The organism is Zunongwangia mangrovi (assembly GCF_900112105.1).
Taxonomy (GTDB): Bacteria; Bacteroidota; Bacteroidia; order Flavobacteriales; family Flavobacteriaceae; genus Zunongwangia; species Zunongwangia mangrovi.
In genome coordinates this window covers 193742-217825 of sequence record NZ_FOKV01000003.1, presented here as the reverse complement: position 1 = coordinate 217825, position 24084 = coordinate 193742, and the positions used below count along the sequence as shown (strand labels likewise).

Sequence of the window (24084 nt, the reverse complement as noted above, 5' to 3'; positions counted from 1 at the left end):
TTGATTTTTTTCTGAAAAAAGTGTGATTTTTAAAAAGTAGAAACGATTAATGATACAAAGACCTAAGAAAAACAGGTAATGAAATCGGCTAAAGAAGACATTTTACAACATATCGAAGAAAACAAAAACCTCATTTTTAAGGTTGTAAATGCTTATAGTTATTATCCTGAAGAGCAGGAAGACCTTATCCAGGAGATCATTATTAATCTTTTAAAGAGTTATGAAAAATTTGATCATGCCGTAAAAATTACCACCTGGATGTATAAAATCGCCTTTAACGTCGTGATTTCATATAACCGAAAAATAAAAACCCAGGAGAAATATTTTGTTCCGTTAAAAGAAAAACTTGTTCATATTCAGGAAGAAAATAAAACAGAGGAAAACGAGAACATTAAAAAACTGAACCAATTTATTCAGGAATTAAAACCTTTAAACAAGGCTATAATGATCATGTATTTAGATAATAAAACTCACCAGGAAATTGCGGCAGTTCTAGGAATTTCAGAAACAAATGTTGGCACTAAAATAAACAGAATCAAAAAAGAACTAAAAAAGAAATTTAAAAAATAAACTTATGGATATCGAGCAACTAAGAGATGCCTGGCAAAATCAGGAACAAAAACTGGAAGCTACAAGAAGTTTAAACATATCTGTTTTAAAAGAGCTAAAATTAGATAAAACAAAGTCGAAAATTAATCAGCTGCTTTTTTTACCTATTAGCAGCCTGTTATTTTTTAGTCTGCTTATTGGCTATGCGGTACAATTTCTTATTCGAAATTTAGAAATCTGGTATTTGGCATTTTCGGCCAGCATAATTCTATTTTTTAGCTTTGCTTTTGTATTTTCTTCTCTTAAACAATTGCATGACATTTTGAGTTTAGATTATCAGCAACCTGTTACCATATTGCAGCGACAACTTTCGAACCTTAGACTTTCAATCTTAATTAATTTAAAGATCGCGGCAGCTATTTTACCATTTAGTCCGTTTGTTGGAATTTTTGTGCTAAAAGTTTTATTCGATTTTGACGCTACGGAATTTATTTCAGTACAACAGATCTGGATCTTTGCAGGAATTACCGTAATTCTTCAAATTTTAGCTTTGTTTTTTTCAGCAAAACTGAAATCAAAAAATGCTGACAAAAATTACATAAACTGGTTATTAAAGGGCAATGGCAGCCAGATCGAAGAAGCAAAATCATTTTTAGCTGAAATTGAAGATTTTGAATGCTAAGTTAGAATTCTAAAGATTTAGTTCATTAAAGATCTAGGAATATACATTTCCAATAATATTTTTTATCCCAAAGAGTTACTTATATTTGGCAATATAAAATCCAATTTTACAATCAATTTTAAATGAATAAGACCAAATTATTCCTATTTTTTCTTTTAGCTGTCTTTCAATTCTCAATGGCACAGAATAACAAAGAATTAAAAGAATGGGCAAACCAGGGACAGACCAAAGAAACCGACTTTTTTGCTGAAATTCCTTTTCATTACGTCGATCATTATATTATACTCGATATCGAGCAGAACGATAAAACATACCAATTTATGTTTGATACTGGCGCTGAAGCTAGCGTGATCGACCCAGCTGTTTTAGAAGAATTTGAAACGATTTCTGAAGGTAATGCAGATGTTTTTGGTCCTGTTATAAATAATGGGAAAGTGAATTATGTTTCCATCAAAAATATAGTGATAGGCGGAATTCACTTCGAAAACACCGGTGCAATTGGCATGGATATGGGATTTTCAGAAAAGGTTTTTGCTGAAAAGTTAGATGGCATTATTGGAAGTTCTTTAATCAAAAAAGCCGTTTGGCAGATCGATTATAAGAATAAACTTCTTAGAGTAGCCAATAATATCGATAAGTTCGAAATAGATGAAAACACAGAAAAAATAAATATGCATCTTAAAGAAAGTGGCTGGGGAACTGAAAATGTCGCTTTAACCATCGAAGATGAAGAATTTCAATTTGCATTTGATACCGGAAACGGCCGTAGAAAATTTGTAGCAAACCCTGAAGATCTTAAAAAAGTACTTCGTAACCATAAAAAATCGAGACTAGAATTAAACCTGAAAGATCAGCCCACAGATTATCGATTTATAGCAAACACAGTAAAAATTGGAGATATGATTCTGGAAAATCAGGTCATTGATGCTGAAAATGAAGTGGGTACCTCCAAGCTTATAGGCAATAGGTTTCTTGAAGATTACTTAGTTACCGTAGACTTCAAAAATCATCACCTTTTTTTAAAGAAAAATAGATCAACCCCAAATGATGAGATTGCTCAATTTGAACTCATTTTTAAACCGAATTATCAATCCAAAAAATTAGAAGTTTATAAGGCCGAAAAGGATTTTAATAAAAAACACAAAATTGAAAAAGGTGCTGTGGTGCAAAGCATTAATGAAAAGGATCTTTCAGGATTAACAAAAGAAGCCCTTTTAAATTTTTGGCAGAACGAATGGCTATCCTTGCAAAAGCAGAATTCCTTAGATCTTGTACTTTCTCAAAATGGTAAAAAAGTGAACCTAAAAATCCATAAAATCGATATCAATTCTTGAAAAAAATATCTAAAAAACATATAATTTCGGTAAAACTTAACCAACTACTTTTTTATAATGCTTAAATTTTTAGCTAAACTCTTTCAACTTTCAGAAAAGAGAAACAATACTAACGCACACCTCGAAAATTTAACACCAACCGGAGAAAAAGCGCTTATTACCGCTCCAGAAATTAAAGGAGAATCAGAATTCAAAGTTTCCGAAATTCTTATCGAAAATGAAGGAAAAGCAGCCAAAGGACAGGTTATTTGCTCCCTGGAAAGTAAAAGCTTAAGCTTCGAATTAGAAAGTTTCGAAAATGCAATTCTGCGATGGAAATGTAAAAAAGGTGATATCGTAAAAACTGATGACGAAATCGTAGAAATTGAATTGATTAAGTAGTTTTCAGTATACAGTCTCAGTTTACAGTTTACAGTAAAAATGAAAATAGTTTAGCATTACCATTTCATGTCTAAACTCTAATTTCTATATTCTCATATCTTAAAATGTCACTTCGAGTATTTTATTTTGCAGCACAGCGAAAAAATAAAATGTATCGAGAAGTCTTTTTCAGTGAGCAGTTGGCAGTCTCAGTGAGCAGTAATCTAAAATACCAATAGTCCAAATTCTAATATACTAACAATCCAAAATTCTAACATACCAATTATCCATATCTTTACCCAACAATAAATAAACATGTTGGTTAAAAGGAGAATTCTTCCGCTTATCGTAATTGCTCAATTTTGCTGTACTTCCCTTTGGTTTGCAGGAAACGCGGTGATGACTAATCTTATTACGGACTTTCAACTACCCGAAGAAACTTTAGGTTTATTAACCTCTGCGGTGCAATTTGGGTTTATTTTAGGGACGCTGCTTTTTGCCATTCTTAGCATTGCCGATAGGTTTTCGCCTTCAAAAGTATTTTTTCTTAGTGCTCTTGGCGGAGCACTTTTTAATTTGACGAGTATTTATTCCCAAAATACGATAGAAACTTTACTCCTTTTACGCTTTTTCGTTGGCTTTTTTCTAGCCGGTATTTATCCTATAGGCATGAAGATCGCTACAGATTATTTTCAAAAAGGATTAGGAAAATCATTGGGATTTTTAGTCGGTGCGCTGGTGATTGGGACCGCTTTTCCGCATTTACTAAAAAGTCTAACTGCTAATCTTCCGTGGAAATCGGTTTTAATTGGCACCTCGATTTTGGCCGTTTTAGGCGGACTTTTAATTCAATTTTTCGTACCAGACGGTCCGTTTAGAAGTGCCGGTAAATCTGTAGATCTAAAATCATTTTTAAAGGTTTTCAGGAATAAAAATTTTAGAAGCTCAGCTTTTGGTTATTTTGGACATATGTGGGAATTATACAGCTTTTGGGCTTTTGTTCCAGTCATGCTAAAATTATATGCTGAAATTCACCAAACCAGCTTCAAGTTTTCGCTGTGGTCATTTTTGATTATTGGAGTTGGCGGATTGGCTTGCGTTTTGGGCGGATTTATTGCTGAAAAAAATGGAACTAAAAAAACTGCAATTTCCGCATTAGCACTTTCAGGAATTTGCTGCCTTGCTTCTCCCCTTTTCTTCAGTATAAATTCCGTAGAAATTTTTATCGCTTTTCTTTTATTTTGGGGAATTTCGGTGGTTGCAGATTCACCTTTATTCTCTACTCTGGTGGCGCAAAATGCAGACCCAGAGGTAAAAGGAACAGCACTAACCATCGTAAATTGTCTTGGCTATTGTATAACGATCTTTAGCATTTTATTGCTGAACATTCTTGCTGAAACAACAAATAGCACCACTATTTTTATGATTCTGGCCATTGGTCCCATTTTAGGCTTAATCGCGCTTAGGAAGAAATTTGATTGAAGCAGGATTTTGCTGAAAAAATATGGTAACTTTCCTTCCTAAAAGGAGCAACAACTATGGATTTCGACAAAATTTTTCATTTTTTAATCGATCTTCAAATCAATAATAATAGAAATTGGTTTAATGACAATAAATCAAGATACGAAGAAGCTAAAGACGAGTTTCTGCAATTTTTGGAAGACTTTTTACCGCAGTTAAAAGCGCAAGATCCACAAATCAATGTAGACGATCCTAAAAAATGCATGTTTAGAATTTATAGAGATGTTCGATTTTCTAAGAATAAAGCGCCTTATAAAACAAATTTCGGAGCTTTTTTCGCAAAAGATGGTCGTAAAAGTGGGCACGCAGGCTATTATATGCATATTGAACCCGATCACTGTTTTATTGGCGGCGGAATTTACAAACCGGATGCCCAAAGTTTAAAAGCAATACGTCAGCATATTTATGATCATCCCGAAGATTTTAAAAATATCATTAAAAACGACCAATTTCAATCTTATTTCCCTGAAATTCATGGTGAAAAACTAAAAAGAGCTCCAAAGGATTTTCCGAAAGAATTTAAAGATATCGAATTGCTAAAGCATAAAAGTTACGCAATGATCCATCCTGTTTCGAACGAATTTTGGGCGCAGAAAGACCTTGAAAAACAATTGCTGAAAATCTATAAAATTCAGCTTCCTTTTAACCATTTTCTAAACGAGGCGGTAGATTAAGCTAACTTAAAATTCAATTTAAATGGGAATGCGGTTATTACTTTTTGGTCTTTTCGGTTTTGTTTCTAACCTTGTATTTAGTCAACAGATCATTTCAGATTCCATCGAAAATGAAATTTTACGACGTACAGAACTTGAGATCAATCCGAGTATTTCAATAGGCATATTATTGCCTTCAGGAGAAGCGAAGTTTTTTAATTACGGGCAAATTGATGCTTCTGGAGAGACAGCTACTAACTTAAGCTTGTACGAAATTGGTTCAGTAACAAAAACCTTTACCGCCTGGCTTGCTAAAATTTATTTAGGAGACGAGCTTGATAAATCGATCGCAGATTTTTTTCCAGATATCGAAAATAAAGATTTAAAGCTTGTAAAAGTAAATGAGCTAAGAAATCACAAATCTGGTTTGCCAAGATTATCTGAACAATTTTCACCTAAAGATTGGTCTGATCCGTTTAATGGCTACAGTAATGCACTTTTAGAAACCGAACTAAATAATTTAAAAATCGATACAAGTAAAACCTGGAGCTACTCTAACTTTGGTTTTGGTGTTTTGGGAAGAATTATTGAAAAGAAAACTGTAAGTGATTTTCCAGATCTGGTTGGTGAATTATTTCAGGATAGTGAAATGTATCATAGTCACTTAGAACATGCTACTGTAAATAAAAAACTCCTGGTGCAGCCCACAAATATTGGCACCAAAAATAAAAACTGGAAATTTACAGGACCTAGCCGGTATGCTGGTGGTTTGATAAGTTGTACGCAAGATCTTGTTAGCTATTTAAAATTTCAGAAAGAAAATAACGATCAGTTTCAAGCACCAAAAATTGAAAATCTGCATATGACCGGAATCGACGATCTAGGTGCAAACAACCTGTTTTATAAGAACGGTTGGTTTGTTTTAAAACCAGAAAATTCTACAGAAATTTTATTGCACAATGGTGGCACAGGTGGCTATACTTCATTTGTTGCTTACAATAAGAATACGAAAACTGGTGTGGTGACGCTTTCTAATTCGGTTAGTCTGGTTGATGATATTGGTTTAAAGATCATTTATCCTGAATTTAAATTAAATCACCCCAATCGTACCATCGCTTACGACCTTGCCGATGCTATAGAAAGAAAAGAAACTAATGATTTGGTTGGACAATATTATAAGCTTAAGAATGAGAAAAATCCAAGCAACATATTAGATATTTATTGGTTAGAGCGGCTTAACTTCGGAAATAAAAACTGGAAAATAAGCGCGCAATTAAGCGAGATCATGACTCGAGAATTACCCGAAGACTGGGAAGTTTGGGACATTAAAGGCCAAAATCTAGAAAAATTAAAAGAATATAAAAAAGCCGAAATAGCTTATCAAAAAGCTTACGAACTTAATCCTGAAAAAGGAACTTTGCTGGAAAATATAGAGCGATGCAGAAAATTGCTTAAGAATTAATCCTTTTGGCTAACTGGCAAAATTCAGGTCACTATGTTACTTCGAATAAAGTTCTTTCATTTTCTGCCTGTAATCTTCATACCATTCGGCACGCTTCAACATAAGACCTTCTAATCTATTTTGATACACCTGGTTAAAATTATTCCACGTATTTTCAGGATTTGCGTAATTCCAATCTTCGATGCCAGCATCATCAATCCAGTAATTTGGTCGCTCTTCAGGAAAAGGCTTTATATATTTACCCGCCCAAGAACTAGAAGTTGGATCGTTAATATCTACGCCTGGTTCTAAAAAATAAAGCAATGTTGGAGTATCGCCTGCTCTAAAATATCGCGCCCAATCATGCGGTTGTACAACTTCCCAAATATAATTTCCTAGAGTTCCGTACTCCTTAATTTCATTCAGAAATTCCTTTGGCTCTGCCCCTTCAAACATCGCATTGTACGCCCAATCATTTTCTAACCACCAAAGATTTTTAAATTGGGGATCGTAGTGAATTTCGTCTCTGCCCGGGTTATTCCAGTTTCTTCGAATACCAAAATCAGTGGTATCTTTAGAATGTTGCTGTGCATCTTCATTTGCAGCCATACGATGCGTAGCGATAGTGTAAATTCTTATATTTTCGGCAATTTCTGGCGCTGTATTTAAAGCATCTCGCATCGTATTCATATTCCCCCAAATTAAAATATGAAGCGGTCTCTCGTTTTCAGCTTTAGCTTCAGCAATAATTTTTTGGATAGCTTCTGTTTTATTTTTGGCGATTTGATCTCGCAAATAATCTGGTTCAGGATAACTCAACTCTTTAAAATTATAATCAGGATTTTTATAATCCTGCTCATAAGCTGTGATGGTTTGTATTGTTGCCTCTACGCCTTTTCCTTCCCATAAATCTGGAATAATCCCAACAATATCAACTTCATTGGCATACATAAACAAATGTGCCATTGATTGTTTATCATCTGGATCGCCACCGATATTATTAATATCAGACAAAATTAATACTCGGGGTTTCGTTGGCTTAGAATTACAGGAAATTAAAATTAGAAGAAAGATGAAAAGTAATTTTCTCATGGGGATTTATTGATAAAAGCTTTTAGGGATTTTAAAGATATTATTAATTGAAAAACAATCTTATTAAAATTCTACTTTTTAGACCTAAGATTGTTTAATTTAGTAAAACCTAAGCTACTGGACACCTTGGGTTTTAACCTCGATCGATCTTTCGATGACTTTAAAATATATCACTTTTAGTATATCTATTTGTTTAATTTCCTGGATCGTTGGGATGATCGTAAATGCGGCGCTCAGAAAAACGGAATTCTACGGAAAACTATCTAATATTAGCTTAATAAAAAGTAGAAAACTGAATAAATTCATTGGTTTGGGTGCTTTTAAATGGATCGTAAAAAACACATTCTTTAGATTTTTTAATCCCAAGCTGCAGTTGCAATCTAAAGCCACCACAGAAGAGTTAATCGAATTAAAACAGAAAATGACTATTGCCGAAATTAGTCATTTTATCGGCTTTATATTTGTGATGATCTTTGCCATGATTAAAATAATTAGAGCGGAATATTTATTTTCACTTTGGATCATTTTAGTCAATATTTTAATGAATTTATATCCCTCACTGTTACAACAGGAAAATAAAGGCAGAATTGATCGCTTTTTAAAGATACTTTCTAAAAAAGAGGCTAAAAGAATCGCATGATCTATCAATTAAAAATGAAATAATTAATCATCACGATTTTATATGAATAAAAGCTTCTTTTTAATCTTATGCGTCTCATTTATGACGAATTCGTTCTTTGGTCAGGAAATAAAAGCGACTTATTCCGCAGAAATAATTACTGATTTATTCCAGATTCGGTTCCCAATCCTGACTACGAAATTATGTTAGACCAGATGAATTTTGAAAACAAAAAGGCGGTGGCCGAAATTAAATTCATCGTAATTTCAGATAACAAAAAGTATCAGGTTACGGCAGAATGGCCAGAATACCTTCAGTTTTTTGAAACAGCCTACAATCTTGCTCAAAACAGCATCATAAACAGCAAATTTATCGCCAGCGACATTCAGCAGAAAAAATCATATTACATTCCCAGGGTTTTGGAGTTTACCAGACAGGTCGCTGCAGATAATGTAAAGTGGCGTATTACAGAAACTTCGAAAAAAATAAATGGATATACCGCAATTTTGGCGCTGCCAGAAATCCTTAACGAAAACGAAGAATATCAAAAATTTATTCCTGAAGAATGCTGGTTTATTCCTGAAATTGATTTTGTTGGTGGCCCAACGGCTTACGCCACACTTCCCGGTTTGATCGCCGAATATAAAACCGATAGTTTTATCCTGAAGTTAGAGAAAGTAGAATTCGGGGATTTTGATTTTAAAGAATTTGATCTTGAAAAACAGGCGATTAAAGATCATCTAAAATTCGTCGAATTTTACAAAGAATGGAATAAAACTCACAAGCCTGGCAGCGGGCTAAAAAATTAAATCTGAAAAACAATTTTTATCTATTACTTCTGAAATTAGTTAATTTGGCATCAAGTTTTAGACTTCTAAAAAATGAATCGAATTCACTTAAAATCGATAATTGCAGGACTAATTTTTTCATTATTCCTGGCCAGTTGCACGACTGATGTCGCCATTACCGGAAAGATAAAAAATGCAACTTCAGATCATAAGCTTTATTTGATTCGGCCAGAAAAGTTAAATGAGGTTGCAGCCTCATTTTTTGGAAAAGTTATCGATTCGGCGACTATTGCTGAAGATGGTTCTTTTAGTTTTCAGCAATTTTCAGGGAATTCGGCTTCAGGATTATTGGAAATTGTACTTCAGGCTCCCGGCAAAGCTCCAAATTATTTAATTTCTGAAGATCCAAAATCTTCGAATTATATGCCGGTGATCTTTCAGCAAAAATCCATAAAAATAGCGGCGAATTTCGACGAATTTCAACAAAGTTTTTCTATCGAAAATCCTTCCGAAGAAAATAGGGCCTTGCTTCAACTTAGAGATCTAAAAAACAATGCCTATCAAAAATATCTGGCCAATAAAACCTGGCAGATAGAAGATGGCAGCCAGTTGCTCCAGAAAGAGGAAGCGATCTTAAATTATCAAAAATCATTGATGGATTTCGCTGATAACAGCGAACATATTTTGCCCGCAATGCAGGCTTTACGTTGGGTAAGACCAGAAAATGATTTTGAACGTATTCCAGAATTTTTAGTGCGACAATGCCAAAAATGGCAAGAAAAAAATATTGATAATTACTGGTTAAATGAGCTTTGTGAAATGGGGGCACGCCAAAGTTTACCGGTTTTAATTGGCGATACCTTTCCTGAAGCTATGCTGCCATCGATTACTAAAGACAGTCTTTCGATTCACAAAAATTTAGGTTCAAAATTAACGATTATCGACCTGTGGGCATCCTGGTGTGTTCCCTGCCGAAAAGAAAATCGAAAAGTCCTGGTTCCGCTTTACGAAGAATATAAAAACGAAGGTTTAGAAATAATCGCTTATGCTTTAGAAAGCAACGAAAAAACCTGGAAGATGGCGGCCGAAAGCGATGGCGCCGATGCCTGGATTCAGCTTTCAGAATTACAGGGTGACGATACAGATTTCCTGAAAAAAATAAGAATCAGGACAATCCCTGCAAATTTTATTTTAGATAAAAACGGGATCGTTATTGCTAAGAATATTCATGGAAAGGCGCTTATCGGGTTGGTAAAAAATGAAATTGAAAAGGAGTGATTTTTAATCTAGTTAAGCATGAATCAAGATCTTTCACATCGTATAAAGTTTCATAAAATTGTTAGTCCGTTTAACTACGATATTACAGTAGATTGGGCTATTGAACTTTTAAAAAATGGTTTTGAGACTGACAATATTTATATGCTAGCTTCATTTTCTAAACCAGTAGATTCTGAAGAAATCAAAAACTACGTGAGTGCTGTTCTAAACGATCTAGGGATTCCTGAAGCCATAGAAGAAGAAAAAGATGATCCTGTTAAGCATATTCAACACTTTATGGAACAGATCATCGCCAAGAATGATATTTACGCCCAATTAAAGCAACTTTATGAGCTTTTTCTTAGTTATAATGAGGACTATGGATTGGATCCTTTTTCACTAGTTTATTATTCGTGGGAGAATTTTTTAACGGAAAATGAAACTTTCTACGCAGAAGCTTCAAGCCTGAAAAATTTGGAAAATTGGGCTGTCGAAGAAAGTCATAAATGGATGAGCATATATGTTTATAAAGATTACTGGCAACAACAAAAAACCTTCAAAAACTTATTCAAAAAAATCTGGACACGATTGTTTAAGTAAACTACCTTGGGTAAGCCCATAAGGCATTCGTTAAAAATAATTTTTTAATTTCAAGGTAAGCCTCGGGGATATTATACCCTTTGGCGGTGCCAATAGAATTTATATTTTTTTAAAAATCATCCATCTTAGTTAGATCAATCAAAATGAAAGCATCTAAAAAACCTTATCTAAAAGGAAAAACCATTTTTATTATTTCCCTCATCGTTATTGCCGTGACCGCTGTAACCGTTTGGCTTACGGGAATTAATTATAATCGTGCACTAACCAGTAACTTTTATATTTCGCTTTCGATAATTGGTACGCTACTATTCGCATTTATGACTTATGGTTTATACAAAGGCCTGGGATTACAAGATGATTTTCCTAATTATAGAAATTATACCAAAGGTTCTCTTTTCAACTATCAGGCCCCGGGAGGCTTCGATTCTACAGACACTGATGTGGGAGATGGCTTAAGCGGACTAATACTTTCTATCCTGCTTTGGATCGTGATGAGCATTTTAATTCTTGTTGCTATGCTCTTGCTGGAAGCGATTTTTTGGTTTTCGCTATTTATCATTATCATGATGCTCTACTGGATTTTCTTTAGAGCTTTGCGACAGGTTTTTAAACATGCCAATGCAACTTCAGGCAACCTTACAAAAGCAGCAGCTTACTCAATATCCTACACTTTTCTTTACCTGGGTTGGATCTTCGGAATTGTTTTTCTTTCCGAAATTATATAAATCCTGACTTGATTTTTTACTGAATGAAACAGAACGAAAATTCAGAATTTTAGAAGTAGACTAAATCAGGAGAAAGCTTAGAAACATTTGTTTGAAAATTATCTTTATTTCAAGTTAAGCCTGGCTGCGTTTAAGCTCGATTATCGAATAAAACTTTAAGATCTGGGTTCCTTATTCTGCGCATAATAAACATCTGCCGGAATGTGATGTTCATGATACACCTTAGCCAAAATGTTGTAAAGTACAGGATCATATTCTTCCAGATCGCTAGGCGAAACGATATATTTTCCGCCATCATAAAACCCGTAATTAGACCAAAACCACCACTGCGAACCTTCTGCCCAATATTCTGCTACGGTGTTAATGGCATATTGGCCTTTGTACAATCCTTTTTCTTTGGCTGCAGTGTAAGCTTTGCCAATTTCAGCATATAGCTTTGGATCGGTTTTTCGTAAAGCGCTCATCATATTATGGCTAAATTCGTGTACCAGAATATTTTCGCCATAATATCGAGTATCTGGATATCCCAATAAATTTTCCTCGGCGCAACTTGTTACCGTTCCGCCCATTCCACGGGTACGCTTGTTCCAATATTCTTTATCGGTTTGGCTACCAATTCCGCCTGGTTTATTATAATTTTCACGTTCCCCCGGCGTTAACCGAACATCGTCTATTGCCGGCTTTTTCCAGTCGCTGCGTTCTGGTAGATCGGTTTCCATTTCGGTTTCAGCCATAATTAATATTCTGGCTCCGCGTATTTGAAGTTCCTGCCGTATATCAGGACGTTTTACCAGCATAAAATTTACAATATCACGAGCCACAGCAAGCGCATCATCTGGAACTTTTTCTGAAGAGACCACCGGAATCCCAAAAGCATCAATATACTTTTTATAAAAAGGATCTAATTTTAAGGAATCTGGCGGATTAGCGATCATCATCTCACGATACAGCTGAAGTGTTTTTGCTTCAGTTGAAACTGCCGCACTGTTTTTATTTTGAGCTTTGGTAGTAAGCGTTTTATTTCCGCAGGAAAGAGTAATTCCGCATAAAAATATAAGACCAGTGATTCTTAAAAATGCCATGAATATTTATCTAATTTCAGTTTAAATCAGTTGTTTTGAGGCTTATTTTCTTCCGAAGAAATTACAATAAGTTACCTCAAAAACGTACAAAGTCTTCAATTTAGAATATTTACAGCATAAGTTGACTGTGCTTCCTTTAAACTGCTTACATATTATTGAAACTGGTTAATATGCTATAATTTTACAGAAAACACAGTGCTGATATTGTTGGTTTTGGTCGTACTTTTTTAGTTCATGGAATGGATACCAATCATGTTCCCTTCGGTATCGGTGGCTAAAACAGTAAATTAGTTCGAAAAACACAAAGCGACAACAGACTTAAACACTAAAAATTAACGCAAAAATCAGTGAATATCAGTATAACGCATGGCTCTAATTTTAATAATAAAATTTGATGGAACTACTATTTTTTGATTCCGAATGGAGTTGCAGGTAAACTATCTCTCCATTCTTCGCCAAAGTTTTCGATAAGGTACTCTACTACTTTTTGATTATGTGCGGTAACACGCTTCATAGTTATTGGGTCTACGACACAATTTTTAGTAACCATACCCACACCATAAGCTTCGGTAAATTTAGAAAAATCGATAGGATTATTATTTAATCCGTTATAGATAAAGTTCATTCCTACACCAAGATCTTCAGGATTTGCCAAATTTCGATAATTTAACGCAGTTTCAGTAGTTGGTTTCTGCTCTAACCTTATGGTAATGATATTCTTTTTAGAGGTGATTCTGGCAGGATAATACGTATAACTGGTAAAATCTTCAGAATAAAAACCAAACTGATATTTGCCTTTTTCAGGTAATGTTATTTTAAAACTTTCTGCGGAAGTGATTTTAATTTCTTTATCTAATTCAGTAATAAAAAAAGTTCCCGAAGAGATAGGCAGATCAGTCTTGTTCTCGAAAATAACCTCAGCAATTACTTCTTTGGATTCGGCTTTAAGGTTGATAGCAAATAGTAAAACAATGATAAAAAAGAGCTTTTTCATATTCAGATTGATTGATGAATTTATTAATAGACGATAGGCATAAAATATTGTTGCAATTTGGTGCCAAAAATTATCTAATTATCTATCTAAATATAGTGAAATAAAATTAACCGACTAAGTATTTTGGTAATTCGACGTTAATAGCTAAAAAGCAGAAAATCAGATTATCTCAATTAGAATGCTAATCATCGACACTTCATTAATATATTCCTAAAAATTACCATACTTCGTAAATATCTGACTACATTTGCTTCATTAACAAGCATTAAACAATAAAATGAAAAAAATTTACTTTTTTACCCTACCATTTTTGACTTTAAGCCTAAATGCCCAGGTGGGTATTGGTACATCAAACCCTCAGGGAACTTTACATGTTTACGAGGAAAATGGAACTGCAGCTTCTCCTACCACCGGTACGATGGTATTAGAGCATGCCAACGCCGGTGGCGAATCTTCGATAATTTTTAAAAGTGCCGCTAATCCTGGAAACGATTATGGATATATTAAATACCAGGATAATGCTAGTGGAAATGGCTCTACTGATGAAAACGGACTTTTAACTATTGGGATAGAAAATGACGGCGCACCAACTTATCCAACATATCAGGACGATATTAATATTCAGGCTACAGGTTCTGTTGGGATTAATAACAGCGCACCAAATCCTGCAGCATCCTTGGATCTGGGATCTACGAACAAAGGAATTTAATTAACCGGGTAGCATTGTCGAGCACGACAGACGTTTCTTCTATGGCAGCAACCCCGCCAGTTGGGTTACTTGTTTTTAATACTCAAACTACAAATGATGTTACCCAGGGATTTTACTATTATAATGGTAGCCGATGGGTACGTTCTGGGCATAATACCTTTTCTGTAGAGTACAATCAAACCAATGAAGTAAGAGCAAGTTCTAACAACAGGGAATATGTAAATTTACCTGGCTTAAACGGTACATTTACAGCTCCATACACAGGAACATTCCAATTTATTATCAGCGCTTATTATGCATCTGGAGCACCAACAAATACAACATTTACTGAAAACACAAGTTATAGCTCATCCCATCGTCATAGTGTTACGCATTATCAAGATGGTGCCAGCCAGGGATCTGTTCGATTTATGGTCAATAACAATGTTATTAAAGAAAAATATATAACTTCAGTATCAAAATCGTTCCCTGGAAATACATTTTACAGCCTGGGTCAAAATACTACCATGGTAGCAAATGTAAGTATGGTCGCAGGAACAACTTACACTATCAATGTGCAAGGAAGAGAATGGGTTAAATATAATTCTAGCGAAGGCTATTTTGGTAGATCTACCAACGTTTACGCAGGTGCAGAAGGTGTATCTGATGCGCAATATGCTACAATGAGTATAACTTTAGTACAGCAATAAAGTTAGTAAAAAACAAAAAGGGTAATTTGATTACCCTTTTTGTTTTCTATTATTTTAAGCGGAATTATTTCTGAATCCAACTTAAGATCGAATTATCACCTGGAACCACATTCGAGTCTTTTACCGCGACAAGCTTCCCGTCTCTATCGATTAGATATTTCTGAAAATTCCATTTTACTTCAGAATCTTTAAAACCATTTTTAGATTTCTCGGTTAAAAACTGATACAATGGATGCTTTTCTTCTTCTTTCACTGTAATCTTTGCCATCATAGGAAAATCTACTCCGTAGTTTTTCTGGCAAAATTCTGAAATCTCTTCATTACTCCCCGGCTCCTGATTTCCAAAATCGTTAGATGGAAATCCAATAATTACAAAGTCACCATATTTATATTGCTCGTAAATACGCTGCAATTCGGCATACTGCGGCGTAAATCCACATTTACTCGCCGTATTCACGATCATCACCTTTTTCCCTTTAAGTGAACTTAGATCGAAAGTTTCACCATTTATATCTTCAACCTTAAATTGATAAATCGTCTTATCTTTTTGAGCGAAAAGGCTTGTCATACACATCAAAGCAAGTATTAAAAATGATCTTTTCATTTTCTATATTTTAATTTCAGCCTAAAGTAAGTATTTATTTTAAAATTCAACCTTTAAAATTCTTCACCTCCCATTCACTTTTTAGACGTTCAGACTAAAAATTAACAACTTAGAAAGATTTACATTTAGACATAAATTGTAATTTTGTTTAAAATTAGACATAATTTTAATTTTTGTCGAAAAATGGATTCTAAAGAAGATTTTGTAAAAATGCAGATTATAGAAGCCTCCAAAACCGTATTTCGAGATCACGGTTATAAAAAAGCGACTATGGATCATATCGCTAAGGCTTCAGAAAAAGGGCGAAGTACTTTATATTATTATTTCAAGAATAAAAATGAAGTTTTCGAAGCCTTTGTAAAGAATGAATACGAAAAACGAATTCAGGAGACTTCAAAAAAGGTTTCAAAAGAATTCAGCATCGAAAAAAACCTTTCTAATTATAGAAAGATAAAACTAGAACATCTAATCTCGCTTTCTAACACCTACACCTATTTACTCACAGATCTAAAAGAAAACACTAGTTTTTTATATCAGCTTTTAGACGGTATTAGAACCGAAGAAATCAGCATTATCGAAAATTGTATTCACTGGGCGATCGAAAAACAAGAAATTAAACCTGTTCCCAAAAAGGACATCAATTTTTTGGCGTTGGCACTGGTAACGGCAACCGATAGCCTGGAAAAAGAAATTTTTCTATATCAGCGATTTTCTAACGATATGTTCGATCGATTAGAGTGGATTAATCAATTAATGATCAAAGGACTTCAAAACTAAACTTATCCTAATCTTATTTAATATGCGTAACATTTGTCCCACATTGTTTGCGATTCTTGCTTTGCTTGCCATTAGTTGTGGCGAGAAAGAGAAATCTGTTGCTATCCAACCAATCGCTGTTAAGACGATTACAATTGGTGAACATACTAATTCACTAAATACCAAAAACACTGGTTTTACAGGTAAAATTATTGCCAGCAAAACAGTGAATCTTAGTTTTCAAATAGGCGGAACGATTGAAGTTATTAATGCTGAAATGGGCGATTTTGTACAAAAAGGTGAGCTTTTATCCCAGGTAGACGCTACCGCTTATAAAGAGCAATATGAAGCTCGTAAAGCTCAGGCAGATCTTGCCAAAGAAAATTACGAACGCATAAACGAAGTGTACCAAAAAGGAAGCATTGCTGAAATTAAAATGATCGAAGCGCGATCAAAATACAATCAAGCAAAAGCAGCGGCCAATGCTGCGTTTCAAAATGTAAAACACAGTAAATTATATGCGCCTTTTAGTGGTTATATTGGTGCTAAGATCATGGAATCTGGCGATTTGGCCAGCCCGGGCAGACCTGTTTTTCAATTGCTAAATATAGATACCGTAAAAGCGGCTATTCCTGTGCCAGATGCTGAAGTAAATCAACTAAAAAAAGGAGATAGCGCAAAGGTAAAAATCGATGCTTTGGGAGATGATTTTTTCTTCGGAAAAGTGACTGAAATTTCCATTCAATCTAATCAGCAAAATCCGGTTTATATCGCTCAAATTCTTCTGGAAAACCCAGAGAAATCAATAAAACCAGGAATGTCCTGTACAGCGCTTATCGATTTCAATCAAAATCAAAAATCAGATGATTCTGAAATTATTTTGCCTATTAAAGTAGTTTCAGTAACCGAAGAAAACGAATATTTTGTATTTGTTGCAGAAAACGGAAAGGCTAAACGAAAGCAGGTTAGCACAGGAAAGCTTTACAGCAATGGCATTGCCATAACTTCAGGTTTAAAAGCTTCAGACCAGGTAATTACTTCGGGATATCATAAACTTACCGATAATACCCCAATTAAAATTGCCCAATAATTTAAAAGACTCGTTTAGATTATGAAAAAGCAAAACAATTCTATCATAGAATGGGCAATGCAAAATAAATCATTTCCGCTTGCCGTAGCTCTTCTTCTGGTAAGTATAGGACTATTTGGTTTATTTAATATGCCACGAAATGAATTTCCAGATTTTACCATTAGGCAGGGATTATTAATTGGCTATTATCCGGGAGCAAATTCAGAAGAAGTAGAACAAGAACTTACCAGCAAAGTTGAAGAGTATCTTTTTAGTTTTAATGAAGTAGACAAAACCAAAACCTATTCGTATTCTCAGGATGGTCGCATGTATGTATATGTTGAAGTTGCCAATCGCGTAGATGAAGATGCAACCGAGCAATTTTGGAATAAATTAAAAAACGGCTTATTAGTTTTTCAGCAACAACAACTGCCAGCGGGAGTCCGCGGAATTCTGGTAAATAGTGAATTTGGAAGTACCGCTGCCATGATCCTCGCAGTTCAATCTTCTTCCCGCCCCTACAAAGATTTACAGCATCATGTAGAGGATATTGAAGATAATCTGCGACAATTAGAAAACGTTGCAAAAATTAGCCATGACGGTGGTTTAACAGAACAAATCGCGGTCTATACCAATCAAAACAAACTAGCCACTTACGGGATTAGTCCGGGAATGCTAATGCAAAGTTTGCAGCAACAGGGAAGCGTTAATCCCGGCGGAACTTTAGAGGGAAATGAATTTGACCGGCCAATTCACATTGATACATTTTTAAAGGATGAAACTGATGTTGCCAATCAAATCGTGCGCACCACTAACGACGGAAGCATAATTAGAGTAAAAGATATTGCTGAAGTTAAACGAGAATACGAAGATCCAGATGCTTTTACCAAAACCAATGGTACCAAAGCGATGATCATTACTCTAGAGATGGCCAAAGGGAATAATATCGTTCAGTTTGGGAAAGAGATCGAAGAGCGTTTACATACCATCGAAAGCAATCTGCCTGAAGATATCGAAATTGTAAAAATTGCAGATCAGCCTGAAGTAGTTCACAGCGCTATTGGGCATTTTATGAAAGAATTTGGCTATGCGCTAATTGGCGTAATCCTGGTCGCTTTATTCCTGTTACCTTTTAGAGTTGCATCTGTAGCTGCGGCTACCATTCCCATTACCATTGCCTCTACGCTTGCCGTAATGTATATGCTGGGAATGGAATTAAACACAGTGACGCTCGCAGCGCTTATTATCGTCTTAGGAATTGTTGTAGACGATCCTATTGTGATTATAGACAATCATGTTGAAAAATTAGATGAAGGCGAATCGATTTGGAAAGCGGCTTATCACAGTGCTTTAGAACTTTTCCCTTCAGTATTTACGGCAACTTTAGCGATTTCAGCAACATTTTTACCCTTGGTATTCTTTTTAAGTGGTACGGCAAAAGACTTTTTAAGCACCTTCCCTTTCACGATAATGATCGCCTTGTTTTTATCGCTGGCAATTTCAGTTTTAATCGTTCCATTTTTTAATACGGTTTTCATTAAAAAAGGACTTCATAGCGACAAAAAAACAGACAAGGAAAATAAAAAATCGATGTTAGATCGTTTGCAGGGCTTTTTTAATGCTTCACTTAAAAAGGCGATGAAGCACTATAGATTAAACCTTGCCATTGGGCTGGCATCTGTTATTTTGGGGATCATTTTGTTTTCAGGCTTAACCCGAGAACTTTTCCCAATTATTGAACGAAATCAATTTGCAATAGAAGTTTACCTGGCCAAAGGCAGTAATCTCGATGAAACGGCAAAAGTGGTAAGCCAATTTGAAGAGAAAGTTCTTAAAGACGATGAACGTGTTTTAAACTATACCAGCTTTATTGGTGAAAGTTCACCACGTTTTCACATGGTTTATGCTCCTAACCTACCGGCTAAAAACTTTGCCCAAATTCTGGTAACCACTGCTTCTGAAGATGCTACCGAAGAAGTTTTAAAAGATTACGACGAGCATTACGCAAAGATGTTTCCCAATGCTTATTTCAGGATGAAACAGCTAAATATGGTTAACAAGCCGGCGCCTATAGAGGTTCGTTTATACGGAAATGATATTAGCCAACTTCGTGCTTATGGAGACAGTATTATCAATCTGGCAAGGCAAACGCCAGAAACCATCTGGTCTCGTACCAATTTTGGCGAAATGGAAAAAACCATAAATATCGACATTAAAAAAGATGAAGCTGCCCAGTTAGGATTAAGCAAACAGAATATCGCGAATACTGTTGCCATGTATATGGAAGGTCTAAACGCTACAAAGATCTACGATGAAGATTATGCGATTCAGGTAAAAATTAAGGCTGAAAATAATAAATCTCAAACCGTAGCAGATCTTAATGAACTTGCTATACTTTCAGCAAAAACCCAGAGTATGGTTCCGCTTAGGCAGGTGGCAAATGTAGAGCCCGGCTGGCAGGAAGAGCAAATAACACACCGTAACGGGATGCGCTGTTTAACGGTTAGAGTAGATATTACCAAAGGTGCCGTTGCCAATGTGGTTTTAGAAAAACTAAGACCAAAAATCGATAATCTTGATATTCCTAATTCGATAAGAGTAGATTATGGTGGCGAGTTCGAAATGCAACAGGAAAACCTCGTGCCAATGGGAATTTCACTATCGATAAGTGTTTTGGTAATATTCCTAATTCTTATCTGGCATTTTAAATCTATAAAACACGCCAGTCTTAGTTTTATCACGATGCCGCTAAGTATTTTGGGCGCTGCACTAGGATTAATGCTAATGCAGTATCCATTTGGATTCACTTCGTTTTTGGGGATTTTGGCACTATGCGGAATCGTAGTCAGAAACGGAATTATCCTAATTGATTTTGCAGACGAACTTCGGTTTAAAGAAAATTACAGCGTTAAAGATGCCGCTATTTTAGCAGCACAACGAAGAATGCGACCTATTTTCTTAACCTCATCTGCCGCCGCAGTGGGTGTAATCCCAATGATTATAAGTAGATCGAGTTTATGGGGACCATTGGGAACCGTAATAGCATTCGGACTCATGATTTCGATGGTACTTACGCTTTATGTGTTACCAGCATTATACTGGATGTTCTTTAGAAATACTGAAGAAAAGAAAACTGAAAATGCTTAAACCTGAAATTGTTAAAAATGAAGACTAATTTTTCGATACATAAAAAACAGCTTTTATTTTTTCTAATCTTAGCTGTTACTTATACCAGCAATGCGCAGGAAACTAAAATTACGCTGAAAGAAGCTAAAAATGCTGCACTAAAGTATAGTCACGATATTAAAAACGGAAATCTTAGAATCGAAGAGGCCAATGTGCAACGTCAAGAAGCTATAGCCCATTATTTCCCAAACATTGAAGCCCTAGGTGGCGCCATTTATGCTTTTGATAATATTATAGATCCCATCGCGATGCTGGGAATTCCTGAAATTGATAATGTATATCTGGCATCGGCTACAGCATCTGAAGTTGTTTTTGCCGGTGGTAGCGTTAGAAATTCAAATAAACTTGCAGAAATACAGGTAGAAGCTAATAAAATTAGAGCAGAGCAATCTATAGATTCGGTTATTTTAACTACTGAAAATAAATACTGGCAACTAGTACAATTGCAGGAACAACAAAAAGTAGTTAAGGCTTCTAAGGCTTATTTAAACGAGCTTTTGAAACAACAACAGGATTTGTTGGATGCCGGATTGATCGCAAAAAATCAATTACTTCAGGTAAAAGTAAACAGAAGTAAAGTTTTACTTAATGAAAGTAAGCTTTCTAATTTGCGAAAACTAGCGCTACTAGATCTGGCCTTATATACAGGTTTAAATTATGATACTAGCGCTGTGGCGGTGGATACTCTGCATGAGGTTATTCCGCCAGAATTAAAATACGAGCATACTACAAATGTATCTGCAAATTCTAATTATCGCTTATTGGGTGAGCAAATTCAGGCTTCAAAATTACAAACAAAACTGGCCAAAGCAGAGATGCTGCCTCAGGTTTCGGTTGGTGTAAATGCAGTAAAATACGGCACTTTTAGTACAGGATTAGATTCTGATATTCAACCAATGGCATTTGGTCTTGTACGTATCCCGATTTCTGCATGGTGGGGTGCTGAAAAACAAAAAGTAAAGCAACAGGAAATTAAAGAAGAAATTGCGGTAAACCAGTTAAAGAAAGCTCAGGATCAAATTACGATTGGCATTATGCAAAGCTGGTACGATTTACAAAATGCCTACAAACAAATTGAATTTACTGAAGAAAACCTGACTTATGCTGAAGAAAATTTAGAAGTGCACCGGGATAATTACAACAGCGGTTTAAACAATCTTTCAGACCTACTTGATGCACAGCGTTTACAGCAGGAAGCAAAGACAGAACTGGTTAATGCATTCGCAAATTACCAAAGCAAGGAAATAGTTTACCTGTACAGAAATAACAAACTTGAAGCTCCAGAATTAGAAGATATTTCCAGTTCAAAATAACTAAATTTTATACACCGATATTCGATAAAAATAAGGTCTGTTTTTATCGAATATCGGTGTATTGTTTTGTTTAATTTTTCTTCGGAAATAAGCTGATATTTTCTCATTTAAAGTTTGAAATTTTTATTTTTTAATAAATGAATTACCATTTTTTGAAGAATTCAGCTCATTCTTGAATGAATTTCGGCAGTGTAGAGCTCCAAAACCTTTCTGCATAGTATCAAAAACTTTACGTTTTGTTTCAAACTAGCCTTATAGCTTCGTTTGCGGTCTAGCTTCAAAATAATTCTGCCTTATTTTACCTAATTTTAGATCAAATAGGACTAAATTTTCAGCTTTCTAAAATCTACAAATGATAGATTCGGCTTAAAAATTATTCCGCAGAAATTAGCAAATATATGAGACGCTCGTTTGTCATTTTTTTCAGCTTACTTATTTTCAACAGCACTTATTTTTATTCCCAATCGGCGCAAAATCCAGTGATCTTTGCAGATGTTCCAGATGTAAGTACCATTAGAGTTGGAGACACGTATTATATGAGCAGTACAACGATGCACATGAGCCCGGGACTTCCTATCATGAAATCTAAGGATCTTATAAATTGGGAAATGGCGGGTTATGCTTATGATCGCCTTGTTGAAAACGACAAAATGAACCTAGAAAATAACGAAGAAGCCTACGGAAAAGGTTCCTGGGCCAGTAGTTTGCGTTATCATGATGGTCATTTTTATGTATCGACTTTTTCTGCCACTACCGGAAAAACCCATGTTTACAAAACCGATTCTATTGAAAAAGGGAACTGGGAATCCTTTGCTTTTGAGCCGGTTTTGCATGACAATTCGCTATTTTTTGATGATGACGGAAAAGTCTACATGATCTATGGCGGTGGAGAAATTAAACTGATAGAATTACTGCCCGATGCTTCTGGCATTAAACCCGGCGGAATCCAAAAAACAATTATTGAAAATGTGAATATGGTTTTTGGTGAAGATGAAGTTGGCGGACTTCCCGGTGAAGGTTCACAGGTATTTAAAATTGATGGCAAATATTACATTTTTCATATTGCATCGCCCAAAAGTAAATGGGCACGCAGCGTTATTATTCATAAAGCCGATAAAATTACAGGACCTTACGAAGGTCGCCTGGCTTTGCAAGACGATCATGTCGCACAGGGAGGTATTGTGAATACACCAGACGGCGACTGGTATGCGATGCTTTTTGGAGATCGTGGAAGCATAGGAAGAATTCCTTATCTGGTTCCTGTAGAATGGAAAGATGGCTGGCTTGTTTTGGGTGAAAACGGAAAAGTACCAGAGACTTTAGAGCTACCCAATAAAAAAACTGAAGTGCCGGCAATTGTTGCTTCAGATGATTTTGAACGTAAACCTAATGATCCTAAACTTCCGTTAGTATGGCAATGGAATCACAATCCAGATAATGATCATTGGGAAATCTTAGAAAATCCGGGGCGTTTACGAATAACTACAGGTCGAATTGACGCTAATTTACAATCGGCTAAAAACACCTTAACGCAGCGAACTATAGGACCAAAAAGTTATGCGACTACCAAAATAAATGTCGCTAATATGAAAAATGGTGATATCGCTGGATTAACTGCTTTTCAGAACAAATATGCTTACGTAGGTGTAAAAAAGCAAGATGGAAAAACATCGATCGTGATGGTAAAATCGATTTTAGGAATCGAAAATGAAGATGAAAAACAGGGAATTGTTATGATGAGTAACGTAAGTGAGCATTTTGAAGCTGTAGAAAGTATTCCGCTTAACAACGACGAGGTTTTTCTTAAAGTTTCATGCGATTTCACTAAAGATAAAGCTGAATTTTATTACAGCCTCGATGGTAAAAACTGGCAGAAGATTGGAGATTCTCTACAGATGATTTACACTTTTACAAAACATTTTATGGGCTATCGCTACGGCTTATTTAACTATGCTACAGAGCAACCGGGAGGATATGTAGATTTCGATTTTTATACTATTGAAAAGAATTAAGATTTAATCACGGTAGAATGGTGAAGAATTATAAGCCTAGAGTTTAGTT

Annotated in this window: 23 protein-coding genes; 19 read left to right on the top strand and 4 right to left on the bottom strand. The window is 35.2% G+C overall.

The window, feature by feature from the left end:
* Positions 1 to 78: 78 nt before the first annotated feature.
* From BM201_RS09310 to BM201_RS09280, 7 genes are all read left to right on the top strand, one after another.
* Positions 79 to 570 (top strand): sigma-70 family RNA polymerase sigma factor, encoded by a 492-nt coding sequence (locus tag BM201_RS09310; RefSeq protein WP_092541919.1) that lies wholly within the window; start codon positions 79 to 81, stop codon positions 568 to 570.
* A gap of 4 nt (positions 571 to 574) precedes the next feature.
* Positions 575 to 1231, top strand: coding sequence for a hypothetical protein (locus tag BM201_RS09305; protein ID WP_092541917.1), 657 nt, complete (start codon positions 575 to 577; stop codon positions 1229 to 1231).
* A gap of 176 nt (positions 1232 to 1407) precedes the next feature.
* Positions 1408 to 2565: a retropepsin-like aspartic protease gene (locus tag BM201_RS09300; protein WP_175487015.1), complete on the top strand. Its 1158-nt coding sequence runs from the start codon at positions 1408 to 1410 to the stop codon at positions 2563 to 2565.
* Between the two features lie 57 nt (positions 2566 to 2622).
* Positions 2623 to 2946, top strand: coding sequence for a hypothetical protein (locus BM201_RS09295; RefSeq protein WP_092541913.1), 324 nt, complete (start codon positions 2623 to 2625; stop codon positions 2944 to 2946).
* 294 nt (positions 2947 to 3240) lie between these two features.
* The gene (locus BM201_RS09290) at positions 3241 to 4407 is read left to right on the top strand and encodes an MFS transporter (protein WP_092541911.1); all 1167 of its coding nucleotides are present in this window, start codon (positions 3241 to 3243) and stop codon (positions 4405 to 4407) included.
* 56 nt (positions 4408 to 4463) lie between these two features.
* A complete protein-coding gene (locus BM201_RS09285; protein WP_092541909.1) occupies positions 4464 to 5120 on the top strand; it encodes a DUF2461 domain-containing protein in 657 nt (218 codons plus the stop codon).
* 28 nt (positions 5121 to 5148) lie between these two features.
* On the top strand, positions 5149 to 6561 hold the full coding sequence (locus tag BM201_RS09280) for a serine hydrolase domain-containing protein (protein WP_175487014.1): 1413 nt from the start codon (positions 5149 to 5151) through the stop codon (positions 6559 to 6561).
* A 36-nt stretch (positions 6562 to 6597) separates the two neighbouring features.
* On the opposite strand, the gene BM201_RS09275 is transcribed toward BM201_RS09280, so the two are convergent.
* Entirely contained in the window at positions 6598 to 7632 is a 1035-nt protein-coding gene (locus BM201_RS09275) for a nucleoside hydrolase-like domain-containing protein (protein WP_092541905.1), read from the bottom strand.
* Between the two features lie 154 nt (positions 7633 to 7786).
* On the opposite strand from BM201_RS09275, the gene BM201_RS09270 reads away from it, so the two are divergent.
* The 5 genes from BM201_RS09270 to BM201_RS09250 all read left to right on the top strand — a co-directional run bounded on the left by BM201_RS09270 (position 7787) and on the right by BM201_RS09250 (position 11621).
* Positions 7787 to 8272, top strand: coding sequence for a glycosyl-4,4'-diaponeurosporenoate acyltransferase CrtO family protein (locus BM201_RS09270; RefSeq protein ID WP_092541903.1), 486 nt, complete (start codon positions 7787 to 7789; stop codon positions 8270 to 8272).
* 182 nt (positions 8273 to 8454) lie between these two features.
* Positions 8455 to 9060 carry a hypothetical protein gene (locus BM201_RS09265; protein WP_092541901.1) on the top strand — a complete coding sequence of 202 codons (606 nt, stop codon included), beginning with the start codon at positions 8455 to 8457 and terminating at the stop codon, positions 9058 to 9060.
* Positions 9061 to 9132: 72 nt separating this feature from the next.
* Entirely contained in the window at positions 9133 to 10317 is a 1185-nt protein-coding gene (locus BM201_RS09260; RefSeq protein WP_092541899.1) for a TlpA disulfide reductase family protein, read from the top strand.
* A gap of 18 nt (positions 10318 to 10335) precedes the next feature.
* Positions 10336 to 10896, top strand: coding sequence for a hypothetical protein (locus tag BM201_RS09255; RefSeq protein WP_092541897.1), 561 nt, complete (start codon positions 10336 to 10338; stop codon positions 10894 to 10896).
* A gap of 143 nt (positions 10897 to 11039) precedes the next feature.
* Entirely contained in the window at positions 11040 to 11621 is a 582-nt protein-coding gene (locus tag BM201_RS09250) for a hypothetical protein (protein WP_092541895.1), read from the top strand.
* A 155-nt stretch (positions 11622 to 11776) separates the two neighbouring features.
* On the opposite strand, the gene BM201_RS09245 is transcribed toward BM201_RS09250, so the two are convergent.
* Positions 11777 to 12703, bottom strand: coding sequence for a hypothetical protein (locus BM201_RS09245; RefSeq protein WP_217643052.1), 927 nt, complete (start codon positions 12701 to 12703; stop codon positions 11777 to 11779).
* Between the two features lie 403 nt (positions 12704 to 13106).
* Positions 13107 to 13697, bottom strand: a complete 591-nt coding sequence (locus BM201_RS09240; RefSeq protein ID WP_092541893.1) for an FEKKY domain-containing protein — start codon at positions 13695 to 13697, stop codon at positions 13107 to 13109.
* 277 nt (positions 13698 to 13974) lie between these two features.
* On the opposite strand from BM201_RS09240, the gene BM201_RS09235 reads away from it, so the two are divergent.
* Positions 13975 to 14406: a hypothetical protein gene (locus BM201_RS09235; protein ID WP_092541891.1), complete on the top strand. Its 432-nt coding sequence runs from the start codon at positions 13975 to 13977 to the stop codon at positions 14404 to 14406.
* A 14-nt stretch (positions 14407 to 14420) separates the two neighbouring features.
* Positions 14421 to 15095, top strand: coding sequence for a hypothetical protein (locus BM201_RS09230; RefSeq protein WP_139219187.1), 675 nt, complete (start codon positions 14421 to 14423; stop codon positions 15093 to 15095).
* A gap of 64 nt (positions 15096 to 15159) precedes the next feature.
* Here BM201_RS09230 and BM201_RS09225 read toward each other — a convergent pair whose 3' ends face one another.
* Complete coding sequence (locus BM201_RS09225; protein WP_092541887.1) at positions 15160 to 15699, bottom strand: glutathione peroxidase; 540 nt, start codon at positions 15697 to 15699, stop codon at positions 15160 to 15162.
* 183 nt (positions 15700 to 15882) lie between these two features.
* On the opposite strand from BM201_RS09225, the gene BM201_RS09220 reads away from it, so the two are divergent.
* The 5 genes from BM201_RS09220 (at position 15883) to BM201_RS09200 (ending at position 24035) form a co-directional block, all read left to right on the top strand.
* Positions 15883 to 16476: a TetR/AcrR family transcriptional regulator gene (locus tag BM201_RS09220; RefSeq protein WP_092541885.1), complete on the top strand. Its 594-nt coding sequence runs from the start codon at positions 15883 to 15885 to the stop codon at positions 16474 to 16476.
* A gap of 22 nt (positions 16477 to 16498) precedes the next feature.
* A complete protein-coding gene (locus BM201_RS09215) occupies positions 16499 to 17545 on the top strand; it encodes an efflux RND transporter periplasmic adaptor subunit (protein WP_092541883.1) in 1047 nt (348 codons plus the stop codon).
* A 21-nt stretch (positions 17546 to 17566) separates the two neighbouring features.
* Entirely contained in the window at positions 17567 to 20671 is a 3105-nt protein-coding gene (locus BM201_RS09210; RefSeq protein WP_092541881.1) for an efflux RND transporter permease subunit, read from the top strand.
* A 17-nt stretch (positions 20672 to 20688) separates the two neighbouring features.
* Entirely contained in the window at positions 20689 to 22023 is a 1335-nt protein-coding gene (locus BM201_RS09205) for a TolC family protein (protein WP_092541879.1), read from the top strand.
* Between the two features lie 398 nt (positions 22024 to 22421).
* Positions 22422 to 24035: a glycoside hydrolase family 43 protein gene (locus BM201_RS09200; protein WP_092541877.1), complete on the top strand. Its 1614-nt coding sequence runs from the start codon at positions 22422 to 22424 to the stop codon at positions 24033 to 24035.
* Positions 24036 to 24084: the final 49 nt, after the last annotated feature.

What these genes read in the sequence shown, in the direction of transcription:
- BM201_RS09310 (WP_092541919.1), top strand. Translation starts at nt 79, where the DNA reads ATGAAATCGGCTAAAGAAGACATTTTACAACATATCGAAGAAAACAAA.
- BM201_RS09305 (WP_092541917.1), top strand. Translation starts at nt 575, where the DNA reads ATGGATATCGAGCAACTAAGAGATGCCTGGCAAAATCAGGAACAAAAA.
- BM201_RS09300 (WP_175487015.1), top strand. Translation starts at nt 1,408, where the DNA reads ATGGCACAGAATAACAAAGAATTAAAAGAATGGGCAAACCAGGGACAG.
- BM201_RS09295 (WP_092541913.1), top strand. Translation starts at nt 2,623, where the DNA reads ATGCTTAAATTTTTAGCTAAACTCTTTCAACTTTCAGAAAAGAGAAAC.
- BM201_RS09290 (WP_092541911.1), top strand. Translation starts at nt 3,241, where the DNA reads ATGTTGGTTAAAAGGAGAATTCTTCCGCTTATCGTAATTGCTCAATTT.
- BM201_RS09285 (WP_092541909.1), top strand. Translation starts at nt 4,464, where the DNA reads ATGGATTTCGACAAAATTTTTCATTTTTTAATCGATCTTCAAATCAAT.
- BM201_RS09280 (WP_175487014.1), top strand. Translation starts at nt 5,149, where the DNA reads ATGCGGTTATTACTTTTTGGTCTTTTCGGTTTTGTTTCTAACCTTGTA.
- BM201_RS09275 (WP_092541905.1), bottom strand. Translation starts at nt 7,632, where the DNA reads ATGAGAAAATTACTTTTCATCTTTCTTCTAATTTTAATTTCCTGTAAT.
- BM201_RS09270 (WP_092541903.1), top strand. Translation starts at nt 7,787, where the DNA reads ATGACTTTAAAATATATCACTTTTAGTATATCTATTTGTTTAATTTCC.
- BM201_RS09265 (WP_092541901.1), top strand. Translation starts at nt 8,455, where the DNA reads ATGTTAGACCAGATGAATTTTGAAAACAAAAAGGCGGTGGCCGAAATT.
- BM201_RS09260 (WP_092541899.1), top strand. Translation starts at nt 9,133, where the DNA reads ATGAATCGAATTCACTTAAAATCGATAATTGCAGGACTAATTTTTTCA.
- BM201_RS09255 (WP_092541897.1), top strand. Translation starts at nt 10,336, where the DNA reads ATGAATCAAGATCTTTCACATCGTATAAAGTTTCATAAAATTGTTAGT.
- BM201_RS09250 (WP_092541895.1), top strand. Translation starts at nt 11,040, where the DNA reads ATGAAAGCATCTAAAAAACCTTATCTAAAAGGAAAAACCATTTTTATT.
- BM201_RS09245 (WP_217643052.1), bottom strand. Translation starts at nt 12,703, where the DNA reads ATGGCATTTTTAAGAATCACTGGTCTTATATTTTTATGCGGAATTACT.
- BM201_RS09240 (WP_092541893.1), bottom strand. Translation starts at nt 13,697, where the DNA reads ATGAAAAAGCTCTTTTTTATCATTGTTTTACTATTTGCTATCAACCTT.
- BM201_RS09235 (WP_092541891.1), top strand. Translation starts at nt 13,975, where the DNA reads ATGAAAAAAATTTACTTTTTTACCCTACCATTTTTGACTTTAAGCCTA.
- BM201_RS09225 (WP_092541887.1), bottom strand. Translation starts at nt 15,699, where the DNA reads ATGAAAAGATCATTTTTAATACTTGCTTTGATGTGTATGACAAGCCTT.
- BM201_RS09220 (WP_092541885.1), top strand. Translation starts at nt 15,883, where the DNA reads ATGGATTCTAAAGAAGATTTTGTAAAAATGCAGATTATAGAAGCCTCC.
- BM201_RS09215 (WP_092541883.1), top strand. Translation starts at nt 16,499, where the DNA reads ATGCGTAACATTTGTCCCACATTGTTTGCGATTCTTGCTTTGCTTGCC.
- BM201_RS09210 (WP_092541881.1), top strand. Translation starts at nt 17,567, where the DNA reads ATGAAAAAGCAAAACAATTCTATCATAGAATGGGCAATGCAAAATAAA.
- BM201_RS09205 (WP_092541879.1), top strand. Translation starts at nt 20,689, where the DNA reads ATGAAGACTAATTTTTCGATACATAAAAAACAGCTTTTATTTTTTCTA.
- BM201_RS09200 (WP_092541877.1), top strand. Translation starts at nt 22,422, where the DNA reads ATGAGACGCTCGTTTGTCATTTTTTTCAGCTTACTTATTTTCAACAGC.